Origin of the sequence: Caulobacter sp. 17J80-11 (assembly GCF_014349105.1) — a bacterium.
Classification (GTDB): Bacteria; Pseudomonadota; Alphaproteobacteria; order Caulobacterales; family Caulobacteraceae; genus 17J80-11.
This window is the reverse complement of the sequence record NZ_JACSJI010000027.1, coordinates 1-23,453: the sequence shown is the minus strand read 5'-3', so window position 1 is coordinate 23,453 and position 23,453 is coordinate 1. Positions and strand designations below refer to the sequence as shown.

Here is a 23,453-nt window from a genome sequence, read left to right as displayed (position 1 = left end):
CCGTCACCGTCCCCCGCCGGAATTGGCGTGGACGTAGACCGCGAGCGCGCGGATGGTGGCCGGATCGAGCCGGTTCTCCCAGGTCGGCATCACCCCGTTGCGGCCGTTCCAGACCTGGGTCTGGATGGAGTCGCGATCGGCGCCATACAGCCAGTCGGCGTCGGTCAGGTCCGGCGCCCCGTACTCCGGCCCGCCCTTGCCGGTCGGGCCGTGGCAGGCGGCGCAGTTGTCGGCGAAGATCTGCGCCCCGCGCCCCGCCTTCGCCTTGTCGACGTCGCGGTGCGACAGCGAGAAAACGTATTCGGTGACGTCGGAGACCTGGGCGGGCTGCAGCATGCCGTCGCGCCCGAAGGCCGGCATCTGCGAGGTGTGGGTGTCCGGGTGGCTGGAACGCACGCCGACGCGGATCGTGCGCTCGATCTGCTCGGGCGAGCCGCCCCACAGCCAGACGTCGTCGCGCAGGTTGGGATAGCCCTTGGCCCCCGCCCCGCCGCTGCCGTGGCAGGTCGCGCAGTTGTCGCCGAACGCCGCCTGGCCGGCCGCCAGCGCGTAGGCCTGCAGCTCCGGATCCCGCTCGATCTGCTCGGGGGTCGCGGCCAGCAGCTTGGCGCCGATCACGCCGCGCTCGGCCTTCTGGCGGCTCAACTCGGCGGCGACGTCGGCCCGGTCGGACTGGCCGATCAGGCCGCGCGTGTAGCCGCTGATCCCCGGCCAGGCCGGCATCAGCACCCAGTAGACCAGCGCCCAGGCGATGGTCGCGTACCAGACCCACAGCCACCAGCGCGGCAGCGGATTGTCCAGTTCGCGGATGCCGTCCCACTCGTGGCCGGTGGTCTCGACGCCGCCGGCGTCCTTGTCGTCATGAGGCTCCGACATCACGCGTCCTCTTCGAGCGGCAGGCGGGCGGCCGCGTCGAACTCGGCCTTCTTCTTGGGCCAGAAGGCGTAGGCGCAGCCGGCCAGGAAGATCACGATGAAGTAGAGGGTGCCGCCCTGCTGGACGGCCTTGGCGACCGTTGCGTAGTCCACGATCACCTCCGATTTTCCGGGGCTTCGGCCTGGTAGGTCGAGAAGTCGACCAGCGTGCCGAGCATCTGCAGGTAGGCGACCAGGGCGTCCATTTCGGTCACCCGGGCGGGGTCGCCGTCGAAGTCGCGCACTGTGATCTTCTGGCCGTAGCGGGCCTTCAGTCCCGAGGCGTCGGAGAACTCGTCGGCCTGGGCCTCGAGGTCGGCCTTGGCGTTGGTCACGTCCGCGGCCGAATAGGGCACGCCCACGGCCTGCTGCGCCTTCAGCTTGTCGGCGATGTCGCGGTAGTCCAGCTCCTTATCGGCCAGGAAGCCGTAGGGCGGCATCACGCTTTCCGGGACCACCGCGCGCGGGTCCTTCAGGTGGTCGACGTGCCAGCCGTCCGAATACTTGCCGCCGACCCGCGCCAGGTCGGGCCCGGTGCGCTTGGAGCCCCACTGGAAGGGGTGGTCGTACATGCTCTCCGCAGCCAGGCTGTAGTGGCCGTAGCGCTCCACCTCGTCGCGCAGCGGGCGGATCATCTGCGAGTGGCAGACGTAGCATCCCTCGCGGACGTAGATGTCCCGGCCGGCCAGCTCGAGCGGGGTGTAGGGCCGCACGCCCTCGACCTTCTCGACCGTGCTCTCCAGCCAGAACAGGGGCGCGATCTCGACCAGGCCGCCGATGGAGACCACCACCAGGGTGCTGACCAGCAGCAGCATGGAATGGCGTTCGAGTTTGCCGTGCTTCTTCCACATGACGCGCGCCCTTACTCGGCCGCCGCGAGGGCGGGCTGGGCGACGAGCCGGGCGGCTTCGGGCGCGGCCGAAGGCATGCGGATCGTCTTCCAGAGGTTGAAGGCCATCACCCCGGCGCCGCCCAGGAACATCAGCCCGCCCAGCAGGCGGATGACGTTGGAGACGTGCTTGGCCGAGACGGTTTCGACGAAGGAGTAGGCCAGGAAGCCTTCGGACGTGTACTCACGCCACATCAGGCCTTCCATGATCCCGGAGACCCACATCGAGCAGATGTAGAGCAGGGTCCCGGTGGTCGCGATCCAGAAGTGCCACTCGACCAGCTTGATCGAATACAGGCCCGGCTTGTTCCAGAGCCATGGCACGAGGCAGTAGAGCGCGCCGAAGGAGATGAAGCCGACCCAGCCGAGGGCGCCGGCGTGCACGTGGCCGATGGTCCAGTCGGTGTAGTGGCTGAGCGCGTTGACCGCGCGCACGGACATCAGCGGGCCTTCGAAGGTGGCCATGCCATAGAAGGCGAGCGCCACCACCATCATGCGGATGACGGGGTCGGTGCGCAGCTTGTCCCACGCGCCCGACAGGGTCATCAGGCCGTTGATCATGCCGCCCCAGGACGGCATCCACAGCATGATCGAGAAGGTCATGCCCAGCGTCTGCGCCCACTGCGGCAGGGCCGTGTAGTGCAGGTGGTGCGGGCCGGCCCAGATGTAGATGAAGATCAGCGACCAGAAGTGCACGATCGACAGCCGGTACGAATAGACCGGCCGCTCCGCGCGCTTGGGCACGAAGTAGTACATCATCGCCAGGAACGGCACGGTCAGCAGGAAGCCGACGGCGTTGTGGCCGTACCACCACTGGGTCAGGGCGTCCTGCACGCCCGCGAACAGGCTGTAGCTGTGCGAGGCGAAGGCCGAGACCGGGATCGCCAGGTTGTTGACGACGTGCAGCAGGGCGATGGTGACGATGAAGCCCAGGTAGAACCAGTTGGCGACGTAGATGTGCTTTTCCTGGCGCTTCCAGATCGTGCCCAGGAAGGCCAGCAGGTAGGCGACCCAGACAATGGTCAGCCAGATGTCGACGTACCACTCCGGCTCGGCGTACTCGCGCGACTGGGTGACGCCCATCAGGTAGCCGGTGGCGGCCAGCACGATGAACAGCTGATAGCCCCAGAACACGAACCAGGGCAGCAGGCCGCCGAACAGCCGCGCCTTGCAGGTGCGCTGCACCACGTAGAAGGACGAGGCGATCAGCACGTTGCCGCCAAAGGCGAAGATCACCGCCGAGGTGTGCAGCGGCCGCATCCGCCCGAAGTTCGTCCACGGCAGATCCGGGAAGTAGAACAGGTTCGGGAAGGCCAGCTGGGCGGCGATCAGGCAGCCGACGGCGAAGCCGGCCAGCCCCCAGAACATGGACGCCACCACCCCGGCGCGCACGACGCCGTCCATGTAGCGCGAGCCGTCTTCGCGGCGGGCGGGATCGGTCAGGCGCACGACCACGACGCCCAGGCCGAGCGTGAAGGCGGCCAGGAACACGTAGGCGTGGATGCGGAAGAGCGGGTCGGCCGTCCCCGCCGCCATCAGCAGCGAAAGAAACGCGCCGAGCCCCAGGCCGACGGCCAGGATCACCGCGTCCAGCGGCGTCCCTCGCTCGGCCGAGGTGGTGACAGACATGGAAACGTCCCCGGCGGCGCGGCGGGGAGTCGTCGCGCCTTTTCAGGCTTTCCGGATGCGCCCGAAGCCCGGCCGCGGTCGATTAAGGGAAAGTACGGAAGTGCGGCGCTCGGGCCCGAGGCGCTAAGGCTGGACACCCGGGCGCGCGTCCGCCCGGCCATAGGGAGCCTGACCGTGCACCAAGACATCCTGGGCGTTTCGCTTCTGCGCTGGGCGCTGGCGGCCGCGGGCCTGGTCGCCGGCCTGGTCGCGGTGATCGGCGCGGTGCTGAACAGCGACGCCGCGGGCTGGTGCCTTCGCCAGGGCGAGGCGGGCTTCGGCCACTGCGGCTGGTGCTACCTCGGCGTCGGCCTGCTGCTGACCGCGGCGGCCCCCTGGCCGCAGCTGCGCAAGGCGCGCGTGCGGCCGCGCGGGTGACCATGGCCCTGCTGCCGAAATCGCGCACTGCGCGGCGGCGCCTGGCGGTCGTCGCGGTCATCGCCCCGGTGCTGGCCGGCGCCGTGGGCCTGGCGCTCTACGCCATGCAGGACGCGGTGATCTTCTTCTACGGCCCGACCCAGGCCCAGCAGGAGGCCGTGCCCCCCGGCCGCACCATCCGCATCGGCGGCCTGGTCGAGCCGGGCTCGGTGCGCAAATCCGCCGACGGCGTCGTTCGCTTCCAGGTCACCGACGGCGCGGTCGCCGCCCCCGTCGTCTACCACGGCCAGCTTCCCGACCTGTTCCGCGAGGGCCAGGGCGTCGTGGTCCAGGGCGCCTACGACCGGACCCGCACCTTCAAGGCCGACGAAGTCCTGGCCAAGCACGACGAGACCTACATGCCCCGCGAGGTAGCCGACGCCCTCAAGGCCAACGGCGAGTGGCGCGGCTGAAACGAAAACGCCGCGCCCTTTCGAGCGCGGCGTTTCCTTTCAGAGCGGGCGGCTGATCACTTGATCGCGGCCACCTCGTACATGAACTCGACGAAGCCCATGGTCGCGCCGACCAGGCCCTGGACCTTCGGATTGGACGACTCCACCACGAAGTACTCGTTGGGCGCGTGCGCGCCGCTGCCGTGGCCGAGGCCGAACTGGCCGGCGGGCAGGCTGACCGGGGCCGAGGTGAACACCGTGCCGGGCCAGGAGCCGGCCATGCGCGGATACAGCGTGACCGGCACGCCGAGGCGCTTGTAGGTCGCGATCTGCGCCTGGATCAGCCGGCTGTTCTCGTCCGTCTCGGTCGGGTCGTAACCGCCGCTGACATTGACCTCGACGTCCTGGAAGCCGCGCTTGTCCAGGTGGGCGCGCAGCTTGGCGACGCTGTCGTCCCGGGTCATGTTCGGGACCAGGCGCATGTCGATCTTGGCGACCGCGCGGCCGGGCAGGACGGTCTTGCCGCCAGGGCCGGTGTAGCCGGCGACCAGGCCCTCGATGTTGACGGTCGGCTGCGAGGCCAGGCGCTGCAGGGTCTGCTCCCACGGCAGGTCGTCGACCCAGTGCTCGACGCCCAGCGCCTTCTTGGCGTCGGCCTCGTTCAGGCTCCTGGCCGCGAGGGCCAGAAGCTCCTTCTCGCGCGGGGTCAGCGGCCGCACCTTCTCGAAATAGCCGTCGATCGCCGGCGTGTTCCCGTCCGGGCTGACCAGGGTGGTCAGGGCCTGGACCAGCCGCCAGGCCGGGCTGTCGACGCGGGCCTTCTCGCTGGAATGGATGTCGGTCTTGGGCCCCCGGCCCCACTTGGCGCCGCTGGCCACCAGCTCCAGCTCGACCACGCCCTTGGCGCCGAGCGCGACGGTCACGCCGCCGTCGCTGGGGCTCTGCCAGCCGGACGGGATGATCACGCCCTCGCACTTCTTCAGCGCGGCCAGCACCTGCGGCTGGGTGACGATCTGGCGGAAGTGCGGGCTGCCGATCTCCTCCTCGCCCTCGGCCACCAGCACCAGGTTGACCGGCGGCTTCTTGCCGGCGGCGCGGATGGCGTGCAGGGCGGCGAGCATGGCGCCCTCGGGACCCTTCTGATTCACCGCGCCGCGGCCCACGATCACCTTGCCGAACCCCGGCTTGTCGACCACGCGCGCCTCCAGCGGCGGCGAGGACCACTCGGCCGGGTCGTACTGCTTGACGTCGTACATGAAGTAGAGCGCCAGCCAGCGCTTGGCGCCCACGTCCAGGGTGGCGAACACGCCCGGCGCGCCGTCGGTCGGCACCTTCTCCACGTGCTGGAAGCCGGCGTCCCGGGCCAGCGCCATCATGTACTCGGCGCCCTTGTCCATGTCGCGGTTCTCGGCGGCGATGGACGGCAGGGCGATCCAGTCCTGGATGCGCTTCACCGAAGCCGCGTAGCCGTCCTCGGCGGCCTTGCGGATGGCGGCGACGTCGTTCGCCGGCGCGGCCTGGGCGAGGCCGGGCGCGACGAGCGCGGCGGCGGCGCCGCCGACCATGAGCGCGCGGCGGCTCGGGATGGTGATGTCGGACATGTGTTCCCCCAAACAATGTTCGCCGATTGGAGGGGAAGTCCCCGCGCGTGGCAAGCCGGGGCCGATTCAGTCCACGAGCGGCGCGTTCCAGACCCTTACGGCCGCCTCGCCGCGGTAGTCCGAGAGGATGCTGAGCGTCCCCGTGTCCAGCAGGAACCGCGCCCCGCCTTCGGGCGGCAGGCCGATCCAGCGGGCGCCCAGCACCCGCAGCAGGTGGCCGTGGGCGAACAGGGCGACGTCGCCGGGGGCCGCCCGCGCCCGGGCGATCACCCGATCGACCCGCGCGCCGACCTCGGCCGGCGTCTCGCCGCCGGGGGCGCCGTCGTGGAAGATCATCCAGCCCGGACGCCCGTGATGGATCTGGTCCGAGGTCATCCCTTCGTAGTCGCCGTAGTCCCATTCCTTCAGGTCCGGCTCGACTTCGGCCCGGTCGCCCAGTCCGGCCAGGGCGGCGGTCTCGCGCGCGCGCCGCAGCGGGCTGACCAGCACCAGGGCGAAGGTCTGCCGGGCCAGCACCGGCCGCAGCCGCTCGGCCAGCCGGCGTCCGTTGTCGGTCAGCGGGATGTCGGTGACGCCGGTGTGCTGGCCGCTGAGGCTCCACGCGGTCTCGCCGTGCCGGACGCAGTAGACGTCCACGCCGCGCCTCAGACGTTGTCGGCTTCGGTCGAGCGCACGCCCGCGCCCGCCTCCCGGCCCCAGCGCCAGCCGGCGACCTCGGGCATGTCGTCGCCGTAGCGGGCGATCCAGGCCTTGTGGTCGAGCAGCTTGTCGCGCAGCGCCTGCTTGGCGTAGGCGGCCCGGCCGGCCAGCTTCGGCACCCGGTCGATGACGTCGCCGGCCAGGTGGAAGCGGTCGAGGTCGTTCATCACGCACATGTCGAAGGGCGTCGAGGTGGTGCCCTCCTCCTTGTAGCCGCGAACGTGCAGATTGCCGTGGCAGTGGCGGCGGTAGGTCAGCCGGTGGATCAGCCACGGATAGCCGTGGAAGGCGAAGACGATCGGCTTGTCGGTGGTGAACAGGGCGTCGAAGTCGCGGTCGGACAGGCCGTGCGGGTGCTCGCTCGGCGTCTGCAGCTTCATCAGGTTGACGACGTTGATCACCCTGACCTTCAGGTCCGGCGCGTAGCGGCGCAGCAGGTCGACCGCCGCCAGGGTCTCCAGCGTCGGCACGTCGCCGCAGCAGGCCATGACCACGTCCGGATCGCCGCCGCGGTCGTTGCTGGCCCACTCCCAGATGCCCAGGCCGGCGGTGCAGTGCTTCACCGCCTCGTCCATGGTCAGCCACTGCGGCGCGGGCTGTTTTCCGGCGACCACGACGTTCACGTAGTTGCGGCTGCGCAGGCAGTGATCGGTGACCGACAGCAGGCAGTTGGCGTCCGGCGGCAGGTAGACCCGCACCACCTCGGCCTTCTTGTTGACCACGTGGTCGATGAAGCCCGGATCCTGGTGGCTGAAGCCGTTATGGTCCTGGCGCCAGACGTGGCTGGACAGCAGGTAGTTCAGCGAGCCGATCGGCCGGCGCCAGCGGATGTGGTTGCACACCTTCAGCCACTTGGCGTGCTGGTTGAACATCGAGTCGATGATGTGGATGAACGCCTCGTAGCAGGAGAAGAAGCCGTGCCGGCCGGTCAGGAGGTAGCCCTCCAGCCAGCCCTGGCACTGGTGCTCGCTGAGCATCTCCATCACCCGCCCGTCCGGCGCGAGGTGGTCGTCCCACGGCAGTGTCTCGGCCATCCAGGCGCGGTTGGTGACCTCCAGCACGTCCTGCCAGCGGTTAGAGTTGTTCTCGTCGGGGCTGAACAGCCGGAAATTCCGGCACTCCAGGTTCAGCTTCATCACGTCGCGCAGGAACTTGCCCATCACCCGGGTCGACTCCACCGAGGTGGCTCCGGGGGCGGCGACCTCCACCGCGTAGTCGCGGAAGTCGGGCAGCCTGAGGTCGCGCAGCAGCAGGCCGCCGTTCGCGTGCGGGTTGGCGCTCATCCGCCGCTCGCCGCGGGGCGCCAGTTCGGACACCTCCGGCCGCAGGCGCCCCTCGTCGTCGAACAGCTCCTCGGGCCGGTAGCTCTTCATCCAGGCTTCGAGGATGCGCACGTGCTCCGGCTTCTCGTGCATCTCGCCCATCGGCACCTGGTGCGAGCGCCAGTAGTCCTCGGTCTTCTTGCCGTCGATCTCCTTGGGGCAGGTCCAGCCCTTGGGCGTGCGCAGCACGATCATCGGCCAGCGCGGCCGCTCGACCGCGCCGGCGCGCGCGGCGGCCTTGATGCGCTTGATCTCGTCGAAGACGGCCTCGAGCGTGGAGGCCATCAGCTCGTGCATGACCGCCGGGTCGCTCCCCTCCACGAAGTAGGGCGTGTAGCCGTAGCCGCGGAACAGTTGCTCCAGCTCCTCGCGGCTGATGCGCGCCAGCACCGTGGGGTTGGCGATCTTGTAACCGTTCAGGTGCAGGATCGGCAGGACCACGCCGTCGCCCGCCGGGTTCAGGAACTTGTTCGAGTGCCAGCTGGTGGCCAGCGGCCCCGTCTCCGCCTCGCCGTCGCCGACCACGCAGGCCACCACCAGGTCGGGATTGTCGAAGGCGGCGCCGTAGGCGTGCGACAGCGCATAGCCCAGCTCGCCGCCTTCATGGATCGAACCAGGCGTCTCCGGCGCCACATGGCTGGGAATGCCGCCTGGGAAGGAGAACTGCTTGAACAGCCGCTGCATCCCGGCCGCGTCTGGCGAGATGTTCGGATAGACCTCGCTGTAGGTGCCCTCCAGCCAGGCGTTGGCGACCAGGCCCGGCCCGCCGTGGCCCGGGCCGGTGATGTAGATCATGTCCAGGTCGCGGGCTTTGATGACCCGGTTCAGGTGGGCGTAGATGAAGTTCAGCCCCGGCGTCGTGCCCCAGTGGCCCAGCAGCCGCGGCTTCACGTGCGCCTTGGTCAGCGGCTGCCGCAGCAGCGGGTTGTCGTAGAGGTAGATCTGGCCGACCGAGAGGTAGTTGGCGGCGCGCCACCACGCGTCGATCAACGACCGTTCCGGATCCGACAGCACGTTCGACATCCTCGCCTCCGAGACGCTCGCCGCGGCGTTGAAACCGGAGCGAACGTGAGTTCGATCCGGCCTCCGGAACTGGACGCCTGAGCAAGCGGTAGATCGGTCGTCCCCCGGGCGGCTCCGCCTGTGACGGAGGCTGACCATGGCCGAGCCCCTGCGCGCGGCGATCTTCGACGTGGACGGCGTGCTGGTGGCCTCGCCGCACGAGCGGGCCTGGCGCGAGGCGCTGGCCGGCTACGCCGACCCGGCCGGCTTCACCACCGAGTTCTACCAGGCCTACGTGGCCGGCAAGCCGCGCATGGACGGCGCCCGCGCGACGCTGGACCGGCTGGGCGGCGAGGGCGCCGCGGCCCGCGCCGGCGAGTATGCGACAGCCAAGCAGGCGCTGATCGACAAACTGATCGAGACCCGCCAGTTCGAAGCCTTCGCCGACGCCGTGCGCCTGGCCGCCGCCCTGGACGCCGCCGGCCTGAAGCTGGCCCTGGCCTCCTCCTCCAAGAACGCCGGCGCCATGCTGCGCCAGTTGTCCCTGCCGGACGGGCGCACCCTGCTGTCGATCTTCGACGCCGATCTCAGCGGCCGCGAAGTGCCCCACGGCAAGCCCGCGCCCGACCTGTTCCTGCTGGCCGCCGAGGCGGTGGGCGCGCCTCCGGAACAGTCGGTCGTGATCGAGGACGCGCCGGCCGGAATCCAGGCCGCACGCGCGGGGCGGATGGCGTCGATCGGCATCGCCCGGCTCGGGGACGAAGCTTTGCTGCAGGCGGCCGGCGCCGACCTGGTGGTGACCAGCCTCGACCAGGTCGACGTGGCTGTTCTGCCCCAGGGCGTCGTGCGCGCCCGGCCCGCTCCGGAGGATTCCCATGCCTGACGCCATGAGGCCGACGCCCGGCTGGACCGCCAGCCATCAGGGCTACAACGTCATGACCGAGAGCGCGGTGGAATCCCGCTTCGCGCTCGGCAACGGCCTGCTCGGCATGCGCGCCTCGCGTTCGATCAACCGGCGGCCGACCTGGGTCAGCTGGCTGGGCTACATCCGCTGGGCGTCCTGGCCGCGCTGCTACGTCGCCGGCCTGTTCGACGTCCCCAACACCGAGCCGCCAGTGCCGGCCCTGGTGCCGGTGCCCGACTGGTCGCGCCTGCACATCATCATGAACGGCGACCCGCTCTCGGCGTACGCCGGGGAGATCCTGGTCGGCACGCGCAGCCTCGACATGCGCCGGGGCGTGCTGTTGTCCGACTGGAAGGTGCGCATGCCGTCGGGCCTGATCGTCGCCGGCCAGGAGCTGCGCCTGCTGTCCCAGGCCGACCGCGCCGCGGGTCTGCAGGTCCTGCGCCTGACGTTCGACCGCGACGACGTCGAGGTCCAAGCGGAGGCCAGTTTCGCCCTGGCCGGCCTCGACATGGATCCCGAGCGCATGGACCAGGACGTCGGCGCCTGGCGCACCGAGTCGACCGGCAAGCGCCTGGCGATCGCCGGCGACATCACCGTGCGGCTGGGCGAGGAAGAGCTGGTGGCCCCGATGCGGCCGTTCTCCCTGTGCTGGTTGTGGGACTGGCGATCGAAGGCCGACCAGCCGGTCGAGTTCCGCCGCCTGTTCACGGTCGCGCGCAGCGACGACATTGCGGTCGATCCAGCTCCCGACGCCATCGACGCCCTGGCGCGGGTCCGCGCGATCGGCTGGCGCGGCGTGCTGGACGCACACGAGGCGGCCTGGAGCGACCGTTGGACGGCCGGCGACGTGGAGATCGACGGCGACGACAACCTGCAGATGGCGCTGCGCTTCGTCGCCTACCACCTGACCAGCGCCGCCAACCCGGACGACGAGCGGGTCTCGGTCGGCGCGCGCGGCCTGACCGGCGACGCCTATTTCGGCCACGTGTTCTGGGACACCGAAATCTACCTGCTGCCGTTCTACATGGCCGTGTGGCCGCAGGCGGCGCGGGCCATGCTGATGTACCGCTTCCACACCCTGCCGGCGGCGCGCGCCAAGGCCGTCCACCAGGGCTATCGAGGCGCGCTTTACGCCTGGGAGTCGGCCGACACCGGCGAGGAGACTACGCCTGAACGCGTGGTCGGGCCTAACGGCGAACTGATCCCGATCCTGACCGGCCTGATGGAGCACCACATCAGCGCCGACGTCGCCATGGCCGTCTGGCGCTACTGGCGCGCCACCGACGACGATGATTTCTTCCTGACGGCCGGCGCCGAGATCATGCTGGAGACCGCCCGGTTCTGGGCCTCGCGCGCGGTCCTCGAGGCCGACGGCAAGCGTCACATCCGCCACGTCATCGGGCCGGACGAGTACCACGAGGACGTCGACGACAACGCCTTCACCAACGAGATGGCCCGCTGGAACATCGCCTGCGCGCTCGACGCCCTGGAGCTGCTGCAGGCCCGCTGGCCGGCCCAGGCCGCCGCCCTGGAAACGAAGCTGGCGCTCGGCCACGAGGAGCTGGCCGACTGGCGCGACGCGGTCGCCCGCATCGTCTCGGTGTTCGACCCGGACACCGGGCTCTACGAACAGTTCGCCGGCTATTTCGGCCTGGAGCCGATCGACCTCGCCGCCTACGCCGATCGCACCGTGCCGATGGACGTGGTGCTGGGCCGGGCGCGGACCACCGGCTCCCAGGTCATCAAGCAGGCCGACGTCGTCGCCCTGATCGCGCTGCTGCCGGAGGCCTTCCCGGACGCGTCGGCGCTGACCAATTTCCGTTATTACGAGCCGCGCTGCGCCCACGGCAGTTCGCTGAGCGCGGCCATGCACGCCATGGTCGCCGCGCGGCTGGGCGACGCCGACATGGCGCTGCGCTACCTGAACCAGGTCGCCCAGCTGGACCCGAACCCGAACGCGGCCGGCGGCGTGCGCATCGCCGGTCTCGGCGGCATCTGGCAGGCGGTGGTGCTGGGCTTCGGCGGCGTCGACATGACCGGCGACGTGCTGGCGCTGGCCCCGCGGCCGCCGACGCTGTGGCGCAGCCTGTCCTTCCGCGTCTGCTGGCGCGGCCGCACCATCGCGGTCCGCATCGCGGGGGGCAGGGTCACCGCCACCCTGGTCGAAGGCGACGCGATCGACATCCGCATCTGCGGGACGACACGCGTCCTGACGGCGAGCGCTCCGATCGAGGCGACGATCTGAGGCGCTCGGCTAGAACGCGACCTCGACGCCGAAACCTTCCACCCGGGCCTGCTCGTAGAGCAGCCAGGCGCTGGACAGGTCCTGCACGATGCTGCCTAGCGACTTGTAGACGGTGACGTCCGAGGCGCTGATCCGTCCGGCGATCCGCCCGTCCAGCACGTCGCCGATCTCGCCCAGCAGGTGGCGGTCGTCGATCCGCCCCGAGGCCTTGGCGTTCAGGAACTCCGCGCCCTGCAGCAGCACGCCCCGGCGATGGTCGGCGAAGAAGCGCGAGCGGACCACCAGGTCGTCGTCGGCCTCCGCCGGACCGGCGCGGCTGGAGCCCACCAGGTTGACGTGGCAGCCCTCGGCGACATGGCGGCCGTGCAGGATCGGCTCTGCGGCGGCGCTGACCGCGCAGATGATGTCGGCGTCGGCGACGGCCGTCTCGACGCTGGCCGCCGCGCGCGCCGCCACGCCCAGGGTCTCGGCCGCGTGCGCGGCGAACGCGGCCGCGCGCTCGGGCGAACGGCCCCAGACGCGCACCTCCGACAGCTTGCGCACCTTGCTGATGGCGATCAGGTGGGTGTGGGCCTGCTCGCCATAGCCCAGGATGGCCAGCCGCGAGGCCCCGGGGCGCGCCAGCGCGTCGGTGGCCACGGCCGAGGCCGCGGCGGTGCGGATGGCGGTGATCTCGCCGGCGTGGACGATCGCGGCCAGCGCGCCGGTCTCCGGGTCGAACAGGGCCACCAGGCCCTGGTGCGACTGCAGGCCCTTCTCGAAGTTCTCGGGATAGACGCTGATCAGCTTGGCGCCGAACACCAGGCCCGGCCCCATGGCGCCGGGCATCACGCCGAAGGCGCGGCCCTCGTCCAGGTCGATGATGCTGCGCGGCAGCTGGCGGGTGATCCCGCGCGAAAGCGCGATCATCGCCTCGCGCACCAGCGGGATGCACGCCTCGTAGCTGAGACGCTCGCGCACCTCCTCGCGGCCGATGACGATCATTCCGCCGGCGCCGGCTCGAGCGCCTGACGCGCGGCGCGCGCCTTGAACCAGCGCACCAGCAGGCCGGCGTTGATCACCATCAGCACGCCGTAGATCGTCGGCGTCACGGCCAGGGCCAGTTCCTGCAGGATCGACATGGACAGGAAGGTGGCCATGGTCGCGTTGTGGATGCCGACCTCGATGCCGACGGTCAGGCGGTCCTGGCGCGACAAGCCCAGGATCGTCGCGATCGCCAGGCCCACGCCCATGCTGAGCACGTTGAGCGCGAAGGCGGCGGGCCCCGCGCGCAGCAGGTTGTCGATCACCAGCTCCAGGCTGACGAACACCGAGAACAGGATCACCGCCACCAGCACCACCAGCGAGGCCGGGCGCAGCCAGACCGTCACCCGGTCGGCGAACCCGGAGCTCAACCGGCGCAGCGCCATGCCGGCCAGCACCGGCAGCAGGGTCATCTGCGCCAGTTGCAGCATGGTCCGCTCGGGCGACATCTGCGGCGCCTCGCCATGGACGAAGTAGTGGCCCAGCGCCCAGCTCACCAGGAACGGGATGGTGAAGACGGTGATCAGGCTGGACAGGGTGGTCAGCACCACCGCCAGCGCCACGTTCGCCTTGGCCGCATAGGTGATGGCGTTCGAAGTGATGCCGCCCGGGCAGACCGCCAGGATGAACAGGCCCATGGCCATCTCCGGCGGCAGCCGGAAGGCCCACGCCAGGAGAAGCGCCAGCGGCGGCAGGCAGACCAGCTGGCCGAACAGGCCGCCGGCCACCGCCTTCGGATTGCGCGCCACCTCCCGGAAGTCGGTCAGGGACAGCGACAGACCCATGCTGAACATGATCGCGCCAAGGCCGATCGGCACGACGACCATGTTGACCAGGCTGATGATTTCCGGCGGCATCGCCGTCCCTCCCCCGTTGCGCCAGGGCTTACGCCCCCCAGACGTCCCTGGCGTAGCTGACGAAATTGCCGCCCAGGATCTTCTCGATCCGGCCGGTCGAATGGCCCCGCGCTTTCAGCCGGTCGGCCAGGTCGTAGAACTGGGTCGGCCCGCGCAGGTCGATGGCGAAGGGATAGGTCTCCGGCCCCTCGCCGGTCGCGCCGATGCCGCGCGCCTTGCGGTCGGCGACCTCCTTGGCCAGGTCCGCCCGGTAGGCGTCGATGTCGTCGATCTGGGTGATCGCGCCGTCGGTGCCGATGCCGACATGGTCCTCGCCGCAGACGTTCAGGGCGTGCTCGATGTGGGCGACGATGTCGGCCGCGCGCACCTTCCCCTCTTTGTTCAGGAACGGCATGAAATAGACGCCGACGAAGCCGCCCTTCTCCGCCACCAGGCGCAGTTCCGCGTCGGTCTTGTTGCGCGGCAGGTCGACCAGGGCGCGGCAGCCCGTGTGGTTGATCGAGATCGGCTGTTTCGAGATCCGCGCCGCCTCCAGGCAGGTCTGTTCGCCGCTGTGCGACAGGTCGACCATGATCCGGTTGTCGTTCAGCCGTTCCACCACCTGGCGACCGAACTCGCTCAGGCCGCGGTTCTCCGGAGCCATGGAGCCGTCGCCGATGTGGTTGGCGGGGTTGTAGGTCAGCTGGATGACCCGCACGCCCAGGTCGGCGAACACGTCGACCCGCTCCAGCCTGTCGCCCACCATCGCCGCGTTCTGGAAGCCGTAGATCAGCCCGACCTTGCGCTCACGCTTGGCCTTCAGGATGTCGGCCGCGGTCAGGACCTTGCTCACGGCGGCCGGATAGCTGCGGACCATGCGGTCGTACTGGGCGATGGCGGCGATGGTCACCTCGTACGGATCGCCGCCGCCGGCGACATAGCCCAGGGTGCAGTTGATCGCCGTCACGCCCGAGCGGCGCGCGTCCTCCAGGGTGCGGGCGTCCAGCACGCGCGGCTTGCGCACGCCCCGCGAGACGTTGCTCTCGCCGCCCTCGTCCTTGACGTTGGGGTTGTCCAGCCCGCCCAGCGCGTTGACGATCACCGCGTCCTTCCAGTCGCCCGCCTTGGCCGCGGCAGGGGCGGCGTTGATCAGGGCCGGGGTCGCGGCGGCCAGGGCCAGGAAGGCGCGGCGGCTGGCGCCGCCGTCGAAGGTCGCGTCGGTCATTTGGAGCTCTGGGCGGGAGGGCTGTAGTCGGCCCGCGGGAAAACCTTGCCCCGCTTCACGGTGAAGGCGACCGAGCGCAGGTTGGAGACGTCCGCCAGCGGGTCCTTCGAGACGAACACCAGGTTGGCCAGCTTGCCGGGCGCGATCACGCCCATGTCGGCCGCGCGGCCGGCCGCGCGGGCGGCGACCTGGGTGGCCGAGCGGATCACCTCGGACGGCGGCATGCCGACCTTGTCGGACAGCAGCTCCAGCTCTTCGTGCAGGGCCGGGTACGGATCGGAGGCGTCGGTCTCGCCGTCGGTGCCGGCGCTGATCTGCACGCCGTGGGCGTAGGCCTGGGCGGTCAGGCGGTAGACCACCTCCGACGGGCAGCGCGGCGGGCGGCCCTTCTTGGTCTTCGCCCACTCGGCCTCGTGCTCGACATAGACCCGCACGGTGGCGTCCAGGATCGTGCCCTGGGCCTTCATCTGCTCGTACAGGGCAGCGACGGCCGGGTTCTCGCCCTCGCCCAGCGCCTTCACGTCGATCGGGGTCGGGTCCTGGTAGCTCTGCGGCACATGCGGCGAGACCAGGTAGCCGATCGGGCAGGCGTGCGAGACCACGTCGACGCCGGCGTCGACCACGTCCTTGGGCCCGGCCGGGAACACCGCCGCGTGCGCCCACACCGGGAAGCCCTGGCGATGCGCCTCGGCGGTGATCGCCTTGACCCGTTCGGCCGGCAGGTTGGCGTAGATCTTGATGGCGGTGGCGTAGGTCCCGCGCGCCATGGCCACCGCCAGCGGCAGGTCGGTGTCGTCCGTGATCGCCTGCATCCACGGCACCTTGCCGGGCGTGTCGCCCTGGCTGACGGCGATGGTGCGCGGGTCGTCGAAGAAGCTGGGCCCCGCCATCAGGGCGGTGAAGTAGATGTCCGGCCCGGGGATCTCGCCCACCCGGGCGCGCCGCTGCAGCTCGGCCACCGAGCGGGTGTCGTCGGCCATGTCGCGCACGGCGGTGACGCCGCTGTAGAGCAGCCGGCGCAGCTCGGCCTCGGCCTTCGGCGGGTCGGGCGGGGTTGCCAGGTGGACGTGGGTGTCGATCAGGCCGGGCAGGACGTACAGGCCGCGCGCGTCGACCACCTCGGCCCCGGCCGGCACGGGATCCTTGCCGGAGCCGACCGAGACGATGCGATCGCCATCGACCACCACCACGGCGTCGGCCCGCGCCGGCGCGCCGGTGCCGTCGATCAGGGTGGCGCCGCGATAGACGACGACCTTCCCCTTGGGCGCGGCGCCGGGCGATGCGGCGTCGGCCGGGCCTTCCCAGCCGGCGAACGGACCGTCGATGTCGTGCGCCGCGGCCGCCGCCGCGCACCCCAGACTGAAGACCGCGGCGCCCACCGCGATCGCGCGACGCTTCACACTCACCAGCTCACCCCCCTCAGACCTGGCGACGGTAGCCGGGCACGGCCCTGGCTGGAAGCCGTCCGAAACGGGAGCGGGAGAACGACAACGCCGCGCCCGGTCTTCCGGGCGCGGCGTCTCGCTTTCGCTTGATGGTCGGATCAGAAGGCCAGGCGGGCGTAAATCCTGCCGCCGTGGCGCTGGAAGTCCTCCGAGGCCGCGCCTTCGTAGGTGACCCCGATCTTGAAGTCGCCGCTCTCCCACTGCAGGCCGAGCTCCATCAGGGCCCGCCCGCCGTCCAGATCCGAACCGCGGATCGTGAACGGCGCGGACGGCGCGGTGATGAAGCTGTTGACCACCGCCGCCTCCGGCTCGCCGAAGGGGTTCTCCCAGGCCAGCGAGCCGGTCGGCTTCAGCACGCCGCCGCCCAGGTCGAACTCGCGCGACACGCGCAGGCCGGCCAGGGCGTAGGTGGAGTCGACCTCGACATCCCCGACCGCCAGGGCCGAGGAGCCGCCGGTTTCGGCGTAGCCGTCCACCTCGGACTTGGCCCAGCCGGCGCCGATGAACGGCTCGAACTCCAGCGCGCCGGGCTCGCCGTAGCTGCGGGCCAATTCGATGAAGGCGTTGGCCGTGCGGGCCTCGGTCTCGCCGGTGTTGACCTCGGTCAGCGGGCCGACCACCACCGTGCGGGTGGTGGAGACGTCCTGGCCGCCGACGCCGCCGCCGAAGCGGAAGGTGTTGCGGCCGAAGTCGACCCGGCCGTAGACCTCGGCCAGCCAGCCGTCGGTGTCGGCCTTGCTGCCGCGATCGGCCACCTCGGCGTCGCCCTGGTCCGCCCCGAAGGCGGCGCCCAGGCGCAGGCCGTTCTCGAACGTGTAGTCCATGCCGGTCAGGAAGGCGTCGCGCGAGCGCTCCAGCGTGGCCACGCCCGGGTCGCCCTCGAGGCTCGACTTGTCCGCCCGCGCCGTCGCCCACACGCCCCAGCCCGGGATCATCGGGTCGTGGTTGCGCAGGCGGGTCAGGGCGGCGTCGACCGCGAAGCTGTTGTCGTCCAGCAGGGCCGAGGCCAGCGAGGCCTGCATCTCGCCCGACAGCTGGTCCAGCGCGTCCGGCAGGTCGGCCGTGGGAGCGTAGACCAGGGCGTTCAGCACCGCCGCGCTCTCCGGCAGGGCCCCGACGCCGTGGGCTGTCTCCAGCTGATTGTCGGTCCTGGCGTAGCCGTAGAGGTGCTCCGGCACGAAGACGAGTTTGATCTTCACGTCGTGCGCGCCGTAGACGAACTTCGGATCCAGCAGGCCGAAGGACTGGCTGGCGGCGATGTCGCCGAGGCTGCCGCTGACCGCGCCGCCCGCCTGGATGATCGTCCAGCTGGTGCCCGGCGCGTAGAAGCCGGGCTGGACCAGCAGGGCCACGTCCGCGCCCTGCAGGGTCGCGCCGCCGGTCACCGAAATCAGGTCCGACGAGCCCGGCTTGGCCTCGATCTGCAGCAGCGAGGCGGAGCCCAGCAGCAGGTCGCCGTTCACGTGCAGGGCGCCGATCGAGCTGCCGGGCGCGAGCACGCCGCCCAGCATGGACAGGTCGCCGACCGTGCCGGTCCCGTTCAGCGTGCCGCTGGTCACCTGCAGCGCGCCGATCGAGCCGTTCACCGTCAGGCGCCCGGCCTGCAGGTATGAGAGGTCGTCGGTCAGCTGGTCGTCGGCGATGGTCAGCCGGCCCGCCCCCTGCTTCACGAAGCCGCCGAAGCCCGACAGCTCGCCGTCGAAGGTCGCGTCGAAGCCTTGGTCGAACACGACGTAGCCGCCGAGGTAGGTGAAGATCGTACCGCGCAGCGAGTTGGTGTCGCCGACCAGATAGCCGGCCATCACGTTGGTGCCGCCGGTGTAGGAGCTGGTCCCCGTCAGACGCACCGAGCCGTTGCCCTGCTTGGTGAAGCTGCCCGAGCCGGTGATGTCGCCGCCGACGGTCCCATCGAACTCCTGGTCGAGGATCAGCAGCGACCCGTTCGCCAGGTCGACGTCGCCGGCGATCGCGTCGGTGTCGGCCAGCACGGTCGAGCCGTCGATGGTCATGTCGCCGGTCGAGGTGTTGGTCCCGGTCAGCTCGAACCAGACGCCGCCCTGGAAGGTGACGTCGCCCGAGCCGCTGAGGTTTCCGGAGAAGGTCCCGTCGGCGCCCTGGTCGAACACCAGCTGGGCGTTGTTGACGACCTTGCCCTGGATGGAGTCGGTCGTGCCGATCAGCGAGCCGCCGGAGACGGTGGTCCCGCCCGAATAGCTGTTGGACCCGCTCAGCGTCAGCGCGCCGTTGCCGGTCTTCACCAGCGAGCCCGTGCCGCTCATGTCGCCGGCGTAGGTCCCGGTCGAACCCTGGGCGAAGATCACCTGGCCGTCGTTGTCGATATCGCCGACCAGGTTGTCGGTCGTGCCCTGCAGAATCCCGCCGTCGACGGTGACGCCCGACAGGGTGTTGGCGCCGGTCAGGGTCAGCTTGCCCGCGCCGGACTTCACCAGCACGCCGCCGCCCGACAGGTCGCCGCCATAGGTGGCGTTCGTCGCCTGCGCGAACTCGACCGCCGCGCCGGCCAATACCGAGATGTCGCCCTGCAGCGCGCCGACCGCGCCGATCAGCCGCCCGGCCTCGACCGAGGTGCCGCCGGCGTAGCTGTTGTCGCCCGTGAGCGTGAGCGAGCCCGCGCCCAGCTTGCGCAGCGAGCCCGTCCCCTCGATATCGCCGGCGAAGATCCCCGTCCCGCTGTTGTCGAAACCCAGCACGCCGTCATTGGTCACGTCGCTCGAGGCGAGCGCGTTGTTCACGCTGATCAGCGTGCCGGCGTCGATGGCCACGCCGCCGTCCACGTCGACGGAGCCGGTCAGGCGCACCGTGCCAGAGCCGCTGTTGGTCAGGCTGCCCGTGCCGCTCATGTCGCCGGCGTAGGTCCCGTCGAAGGCCTGGAAGAAGTTGACCGAAGCGTCGTTGACGACGTCGCCCTGCAGGCTGTTGGTCGTGCCGCGCAGTTCGCCGGCCAGCACGGTGGTGCCGCCCGAATAGGTGTTGTTCCCGGTGAGGGTGAACACGCCCGAGCCGGTCTTGGTCAGGCCGCCGAGGCCGGTGACGTTCCCGGACAGGGTGGTCGAGGTGTTGTCGCCGCCGGTGGTCAGCACCGCGCCCGACTGCAGGGTCACCGAGCCGGCGCCGGCCAGGCTGCCGATGGTCTCGCTGTCCTCGACGTCGAAGATGCCGGCGCCGTTCACCGTCACCGCGCTGGCGTCAGACAGGGCCGCGCCGTCGGCGACCGTCAGCGTGCCGGCGCTGATCAAGGTCGCGCCGGTCAGGGTGTCCGTCCCGGACAGCCGCAGCGTCCCGGAGCTGTACTTCCGCAGGCCGCCCGTCCCGCTCAGCACGCCGTCGAACGAGCCCTGGCCCAGCCACAGCTCATTGGCGCCCGCCGCCACCGTCCCGGCGCCCTGCAGGTTGAGGACGGTGGCGCCGGTGCTGGTCGAGAAGTCCAGGGTCGCGCCCGTCGTCACGGTGGTGCTGGCGGCGGAGCCGGTGAAGAAGCTGAGGTCGCTGCCGGTCCCGCGCAGCGTCCCGCCCGCCACGGTCACCGTCGAGGTGGACCACACCGAGGCGCCGACCGAGTCGAGGATGATCACGCCGGTGTCGGTCGCCGAGCCGAAGGTCATGGCGTCGCCGTTGCCGACGCCGATGGCGCCCTGGATGGTGACTGTCTTGCCAGCGGCGGCGGAGACGACCCCGCCCGCCGTATTGAACGACATGCCGTTGTCGAAGGTGCCGGAGGCGCCGAACCTCAGCGAGCCGCCGTCCATGTTGACGGTCCCGGTCCCCAGGCCGTCCAGGTGGTCGAGCTGGATCTTGCCGCCGGAGATGCTGGCGCCGCCGGAGTAGCTGTTTGCCGCGCCGATGGTCAGCGTGCCGGTTCCGCTCTTGATCACCGAGCCGGAGCCGCTGATCGAGCCGAACGTGCCCGAGCTGGTCCCCTGGAAGGTCCCGTTCGAGTTCATCGCGAACTCGAGCTGGGCGTTATTGGTGATCGCGCCCTGCAGGCTGTCGGTGTCGCCGGCCAGCCGGCCGCCGCTGATCAGCGTGCCGCCGTCGTAGTTGCTATTGCCGGTCAGGGTCAGCGTGCCGGCCCCGCGCTTCTCCAGCGCGCCGGCGCCGTTGATGTTGCCGTCGTAGCTGGCGTTCGTCGCCTGGTCGAACACCACCGCCGCGCCCGCGCCGACGCTGACATTGGTGTTGATGGCGTCGACGTCGCCGATCAGCTTGCCGCCGACGATGCTGATCACGCCGTCGAAGGTGTTGGTCCCGGTCAGGGTCAGCTCGCCGGTCCCGGCCTTGGCGAAGACGCCGTTGCCGTCGATGTCGCCCGCGTACGTCCCGTTGAAACCCTGGTCGAAGGCCAGCACCGGTCCGGTGGTCACGCCCGCCGTGCCATCCAGCGTGACGTCCCCCTTCACGGAGTCGGTGTTGCCGACCAGAACGCCGTCGGAGACCGTGACGTGGGTGGCGGCCAGGTCGACCCCGGTCAGGGTGACGGTATTGGCGCCGGTCTTCTGCACGTCCTCGAAGTTGACGAAGTCGGTCCCGATCCGGCCGACGTCGAAGGAGAAGTCGGTCGAGCCGCCCAGCTGCAGGGTGTCGGTCCCGTCCAGGCCGTCGGCCCCGGCGTCGGCCGCCAGGGTGGAGTCGACCGCGCAGGTGTTGTTGCCGTCGTCGAGCGCCGGCGAACCCAGGCAAGCGCCCCCGGCCGAGGAGAAGCTGGCGGTGAAGGCGAGGTCGATGTCCGGAAGTACCGGCAGGGTCCAGGTCCCGCCGCTGTTCAGATAAAGCGCGCCGTCAGAATACGTGCCCTGGCTGACGTCGATTTGCTTGCCGCCGTTCGATGTGACCTCGACGATGTAGGTCTGGCCGCCGACCAGCTGAAGACCGCCGGTGTAGAGCGACGCGGGCGCGCCGGTGGCCAGGGTCTGAGAGAACAGCACCGGCCCGGTCGGCTGCGCGCCGTCCCAAGCGCGGATCGAGATCGTCTCGGCGCCGGTGAAGTCGGCGAACGAAAACTTGTTGAGCCATGCGGTCGAGCTCGGCGTCAGGAAGGTCTGGCCGATCGGGTCGGCGCCCGGCGAACTGTTCAGGTCGCCGATGCTGGGGCCGCTGCTGACCGTGGCGCTCTGCGCCGCCGCCGGCGTCGCGGCGAGCAGGCCGGCGGCCCCGAGCGCGGCGAGCCCCGCGCCGCACAGCAGCTTCCGGCGGAATTGTTCCGATCGCATGGCTTCGCCCCCTCGCGCGCGCACTACGGCCAAGTTTCGCCGCCATAAGCTTCGCCACGCCGCTCCGTCCAGAAAAAAATGCTAATTTCAGATTAAATGCATGATTACAATCCGACCAATCTGCGGCGGCGCCCGGAGCGACGCCATATAGTAGAGAATAGATAAGCAGTAGACGGCTCCATGGTTAACGCACGGACTTCTCGGGTTAATCTCTGCGCCGTTTTTCCCCGGACAGGCGAGCGACAGTTCTTACGCACTCGCACCTAAAACATACATTTTCAAAGTTAATCGACGTTCAGACACCTTGACTGTTTCCTAACGGCGAAGGAAACCTCCGTTCCGCGAAGGTGCGTCCGCCCGGCGAAAGAGGCCGTGCGCGCCCACGCGACGACTGGAGGGGGACCATGGCGCAGCACGATCAGACCGGCGGTGAGCTCGGCATTCCGGCTTGGCCGTTCGAGAAGCCGATGCTGCGGCCCCGCGCGGCGGCGCCCTCCTCCTCGCGCGCAAAGCATCTGCTGATGGGCGGCGCGGCGCTGGCCGTGCTGGCGAGCGCCGGCCTGCCCAACGCGGCGCACGCGGCCGACTGCACCAGCCCGACCGGCCAGGTGGTGTTCAACCAGAACGGCGACAACGGCGACGGGGGCGGCGACTATCCGGCCCAGGGCGGCGACGGCGACGGCGGCGAGGCCGGCGACACCATCAACGGCTCGGCGTCGAACGTCTCGGCCAGCGGCGCCTGCAAGAGCGCCGTGTTCGCCACCAGCAACGGCGGCGACGGCGGAAACGGCGGCACCGGCTTCCTGCTGCCGCCCTTCGTCCCCGTCGGGTTCGGCGGCGACGGCGGCCGCGGCGGCGACGGCGGCGACATCTTCCTGACCACCAGCGGCACGCTGTCGGCCTCCGGCGAGGGCTCGCACGGCGTGCACGCCCAGAGCCTGGCCGGCGACGGCGGCGACGGCGGCACCGGCGTGGGCGCCTACGGCGAGGGCGGCGACGGCAAGCGCGGCGGCGTCGGCGGCGACATCACCCTGACCAACAGCGCCGCCATCACCACCGCCAGCGACAAGGGCCAGGGCATCTTCGCCCACAGCTCGGGCGGTTACGGCGGCAGCGGCGGCACCGGCGCGGGCATCGGCGGGGTCGGCGGCAACGGCGACGGCGCCGGCGCCGGCGGGGCCATCAACATCGACCATAGCGGCTCGATCACCACCCAAGGCCGCGCCGCCAACGGCATCCTGGCGCTCAGCATCGGCGGCTTCGGCGGCAGCGGCGGGGCCGGCGGCGGCCTGGTCGCCTTCGGCGGCGACGCCACCAGCGCCGGCGACGGCGGGGCGGTGGACGTCGACATCCTGGCCGGCGGCTCGATCACCACCAACGGACAATTCTCTTACGGCGTGCTGGCCCAGTCCATCGGCGGCGGCGGCGGCTACGGCGGCGCCTCGGGCGGCGCGGTGGCGCTGGGCGGCGACGGCGGCGGCGCGGGTTCGGGCGGCACGGTGTCGATCGACAACGCCGGCACGGTCACCACCAACGAGTTCGGCTCGGTCGGCCTGTTCGCCCAGTCGATCGGCGGCGGCGGCGGCGCGGGCGCCGGCGCGGGCGGTCTGGCCGCCCTGGGCGGCGACGGCGGCTCGGCC

16 protein-coding genes and 1 pseudogene are annotated in these 23,453 nt (G+C 70.7%); 5 read left to right on the top strand and 12 right to left on the bottom strand.

Annotated features, from left to right (window positions below; all coding sequences use genetic code 11):
- Window positions 1–3 precede the first annotated feature (3 nt).
- From ccoP to ccoN, 4 genes are read right to left on the bottom strand one after another with little or no spacing between them, the layout of a single operon-like run.
- The gene (ccoP, locus tag H8B08_RS18610; RefSeq protein ID WP_187451698.1) at window positions 4–876 is read right to left on the bottom strand and encodes a cytochrome-c oxidase, cbb3-type subunit III; all 873 of its coding nucleotides are present in this window, start codon (window positions 874–876) and stop codon (window positions 4–6) included.
- Window positions 876–1,028, bottom strand: a complete 153-nt coding sequence (locus tag H8B08_RS18605) for a cbb3-type cytochrome c oxidase subunit 3 (protein ID WP_163260372.1) — start codon at window positions 1,026–1,028, stop codon at window positions 876–878. Before H8B08_RS18605 ends, ccoP begins: the two co-directional genes overlap by 1 nt.
- Window positions 1,029–1,030: 2 nt before the next feature.
- Window positions 1,031–1,765 carry a cytochrome-c oxidase, cbb3-type subunit II gene (ccoO, locus tag H8B08_RS18600; RefSeq protein WP_187451697.1) on the bottom strand — a complete coding sequence of 245 codons (735 nt, stop codon included), beginning with the start codon at window positions 1,763–1,765 and terminating at the stop codon, window positions 1,031–1,033.
- A gap of 11 nt (window positions 1,766–1,776) precedes the next feature.
- Window positions 1,777–3,432 carry a cytochrome-c oxidase, cbb3-type subunit I gene (gene ccoN, locus H8B08_RS18595; RefSeq protein ID WP_187451696.1) on the bottom strand — a complete coding sequence of 552 codons (1,656 nt, stop codon included), beginning with the start codon at window positions 3,430–3,432 and terminating at the stop codon, window positions 1,777–1,779.
- Window positions 3,433–3,606: 174 nt separating this feature from the next.
- On the opposite strand from ccoN, the gene H8B08_RS18590 reads away from it, so the two are divergent.
- A complete protein-coding gene (locus H8B08_RS18590; RefSeq protein WP_187451695.1) occupies window positions 3,607–3,849 on the top strand; it encodes a hypothetical protein in 243 nt (80 codons plus the stop codon).
- A gap of 2 nt (window positions 3,850–3,851) precedes the next feature.
- Complete coding sequence (gene ccmE / locus H8B08_RS18585; RefSeq protein ID WP_187451694.1) at window positions 3,852–4,301, top strand: cytochrome c maturation protein CcmE; 450 nt, start codon at window positions 3,852–3,854, stop codon at window positions 4,299–4,301.
- A 56-nt stretch (window positions 4,302–4,357) separates the two neighbouring features.
- On the opposite strand, the gene H8B08_RS18580 is transcribed toward ccmE, so the two are convergent.
- The 3 genes from H8B08_RS18580 to H8B08_RS18570 all read right to left on the bottom strand — a co-directional run bounded on the left by H8B08_RS18580 (window position 4,358) and on the right by H8B08_RS18570 (window position 8,925).
- Window positions 4,358–5,881, bottom strand: a complete 1,524-nt coding sequence (locus tag H8B08_RS18580; protein ID WP_187451693.1) for a M20/M25/M40 family metallo-hydrolase — start codon at window positions 5,879–5,881, stop codon at window positions 4,358–4,360.
- A gap of 66 nt (window positions 5,882–5,947) precedes the next feature.
- Window positions 5,948–6,517 (bottom strand): histidine phosphatase family protein, encoded by a 570-nt coding sequence (locus H8B08_RS18575; RefSeq protein WP_187451692.1) that lies wholly within the window; start codon window positions 6,515–6,517, stop codon window positions 5,948–5,950.
- A gap of 8 nt (window positions 6,518–6,525) precedes the next feature.
- Window positions 6,526–8,925, bottom strand: coding sequence for a phosphoketolase (locus tag H8B08_RS18570; RefSeq protein WP_187451691.1), 2,400 nt, complete (start codon window positions 8,923–8,925; stop codon window positions 6,526–6,528).
- A gap of 136 nt (window positions 8,926–9,061) precedes the next feature.
- Between H8B08_RS18570 and H8B08_RS18565 the strand changes: the two genes are divergently transcribed.
- Both H8B08_RS18565 and H8B08_RS18560 read left to right on the top strand, forming a co-directional pair.
- Window positions 9,062–9,787 carry an HAD family phosphatase gene (locus H8B08_RS18565; RefSeq protein ID WP_187451690.1) on the top strand — a complete coding sequence of 242 codons (726 nt, stop codon included), beginning with the start codon at window positions 9,062–9,064 and terminating at the stop codon, window positions 9,785–9,787.
- A complete protein-coding gene (locus H8B08_RS18560) occupies window positions 9,780–12,056 on the top strand; it encodes a glycoside hydrolase family 65 protein (protein ID WP_187451689.1) in 2,277 nt (758 codons plus the stop codon). Before H8B08_RS18565 ends, H8B08_RS18560 begins: the two co-directional genes overlap by 8 nt.
- A 9-nt stretch (window positions 12,057–12,065) precedes the next feature.
- Here the strand turns inward: H8B08_RS18560 and H8B08_RS18555 are convergent, their stop codons facing one another.
- The 5 genes from H8B08_RS18555 to H8B08_RS18535 all read right to left on the bottom strand — a co-directional run bounded on the left by H8B08_RS18555 (window position 12,066) and on the right by H8B08_RS18535 (window position 21,813).
- Window positions 12,066–13,040, bottom strand: a complete 975-nt coding sequence (locus H8B08_RS18555) for an ornithine cyclodeaminase family protein (RefSeq protein WP_187451688.1) — start codon at window positions 13,038–13,040, stop codon at window positions 12,066–12,068.
- Window positions 13,037–13,936, bottom strand: a complete 900-nt coding sequence (locus tag H8B08_RS18550) for a bile acid:sodium symporter family protein (protein ID WP_187451687.1) — start codon at window positions 13,934–13,936, stop codon at window positions 13,037–13,039. The genes H8B08_RS18555 and H8B08_RS18550 overlap by 4 nt, the downstream gene beginning before the upstream one ends.
- A 28-nt stretch (window positions 13,937–13,964) precedes the next feature.
- On the bottom strand, window positions 13,965–15,140 hold the full coding sequence (locus tag H8B08_RS18545; protein ID WP_187451686.1) for a dipeptidase: 1,176 nt from the start codon (window positions 15,138–15,140) through the stop codon (window positions 13,965–13,967).
- Entirely contained in the window at window positions 15,137–16,546 is a 1,410-nt protein-coding gene (locus tag H8B08_RS18540) for an amidohydrolase family protein (protein ID WP_222934586.1), read from the bottom strand. The genes H8B08_RS18545 and H8B08_RS18540 overlap by 4 nt, the downstream gene beginning before the upstream one ends.
- Before the next feature lie 137 nt (window positions 16,547–16,683).
- Entirely contained in the window at window positions 16,684–21,813 is a 5,130-nt protein-coding gene (locus H8B08_RS18535) for an autotransporter-associated beta strand repeat-containing protein (RefSeq protein WP_187451685.1), read from the bottom strand.
- A gap of 404 nt (window positions 21,814–22,217) precedes the next feature.
- On the opposite strand from H8B08_RS18535, the pseudogene H8B08_RS18530 reads away from it, so the two are divergent.
- Window positions 22,218–23,453, top strand: a pseudogene (locus H8B08_RS18530) (hypothetical protein); the annotation flags it as partial.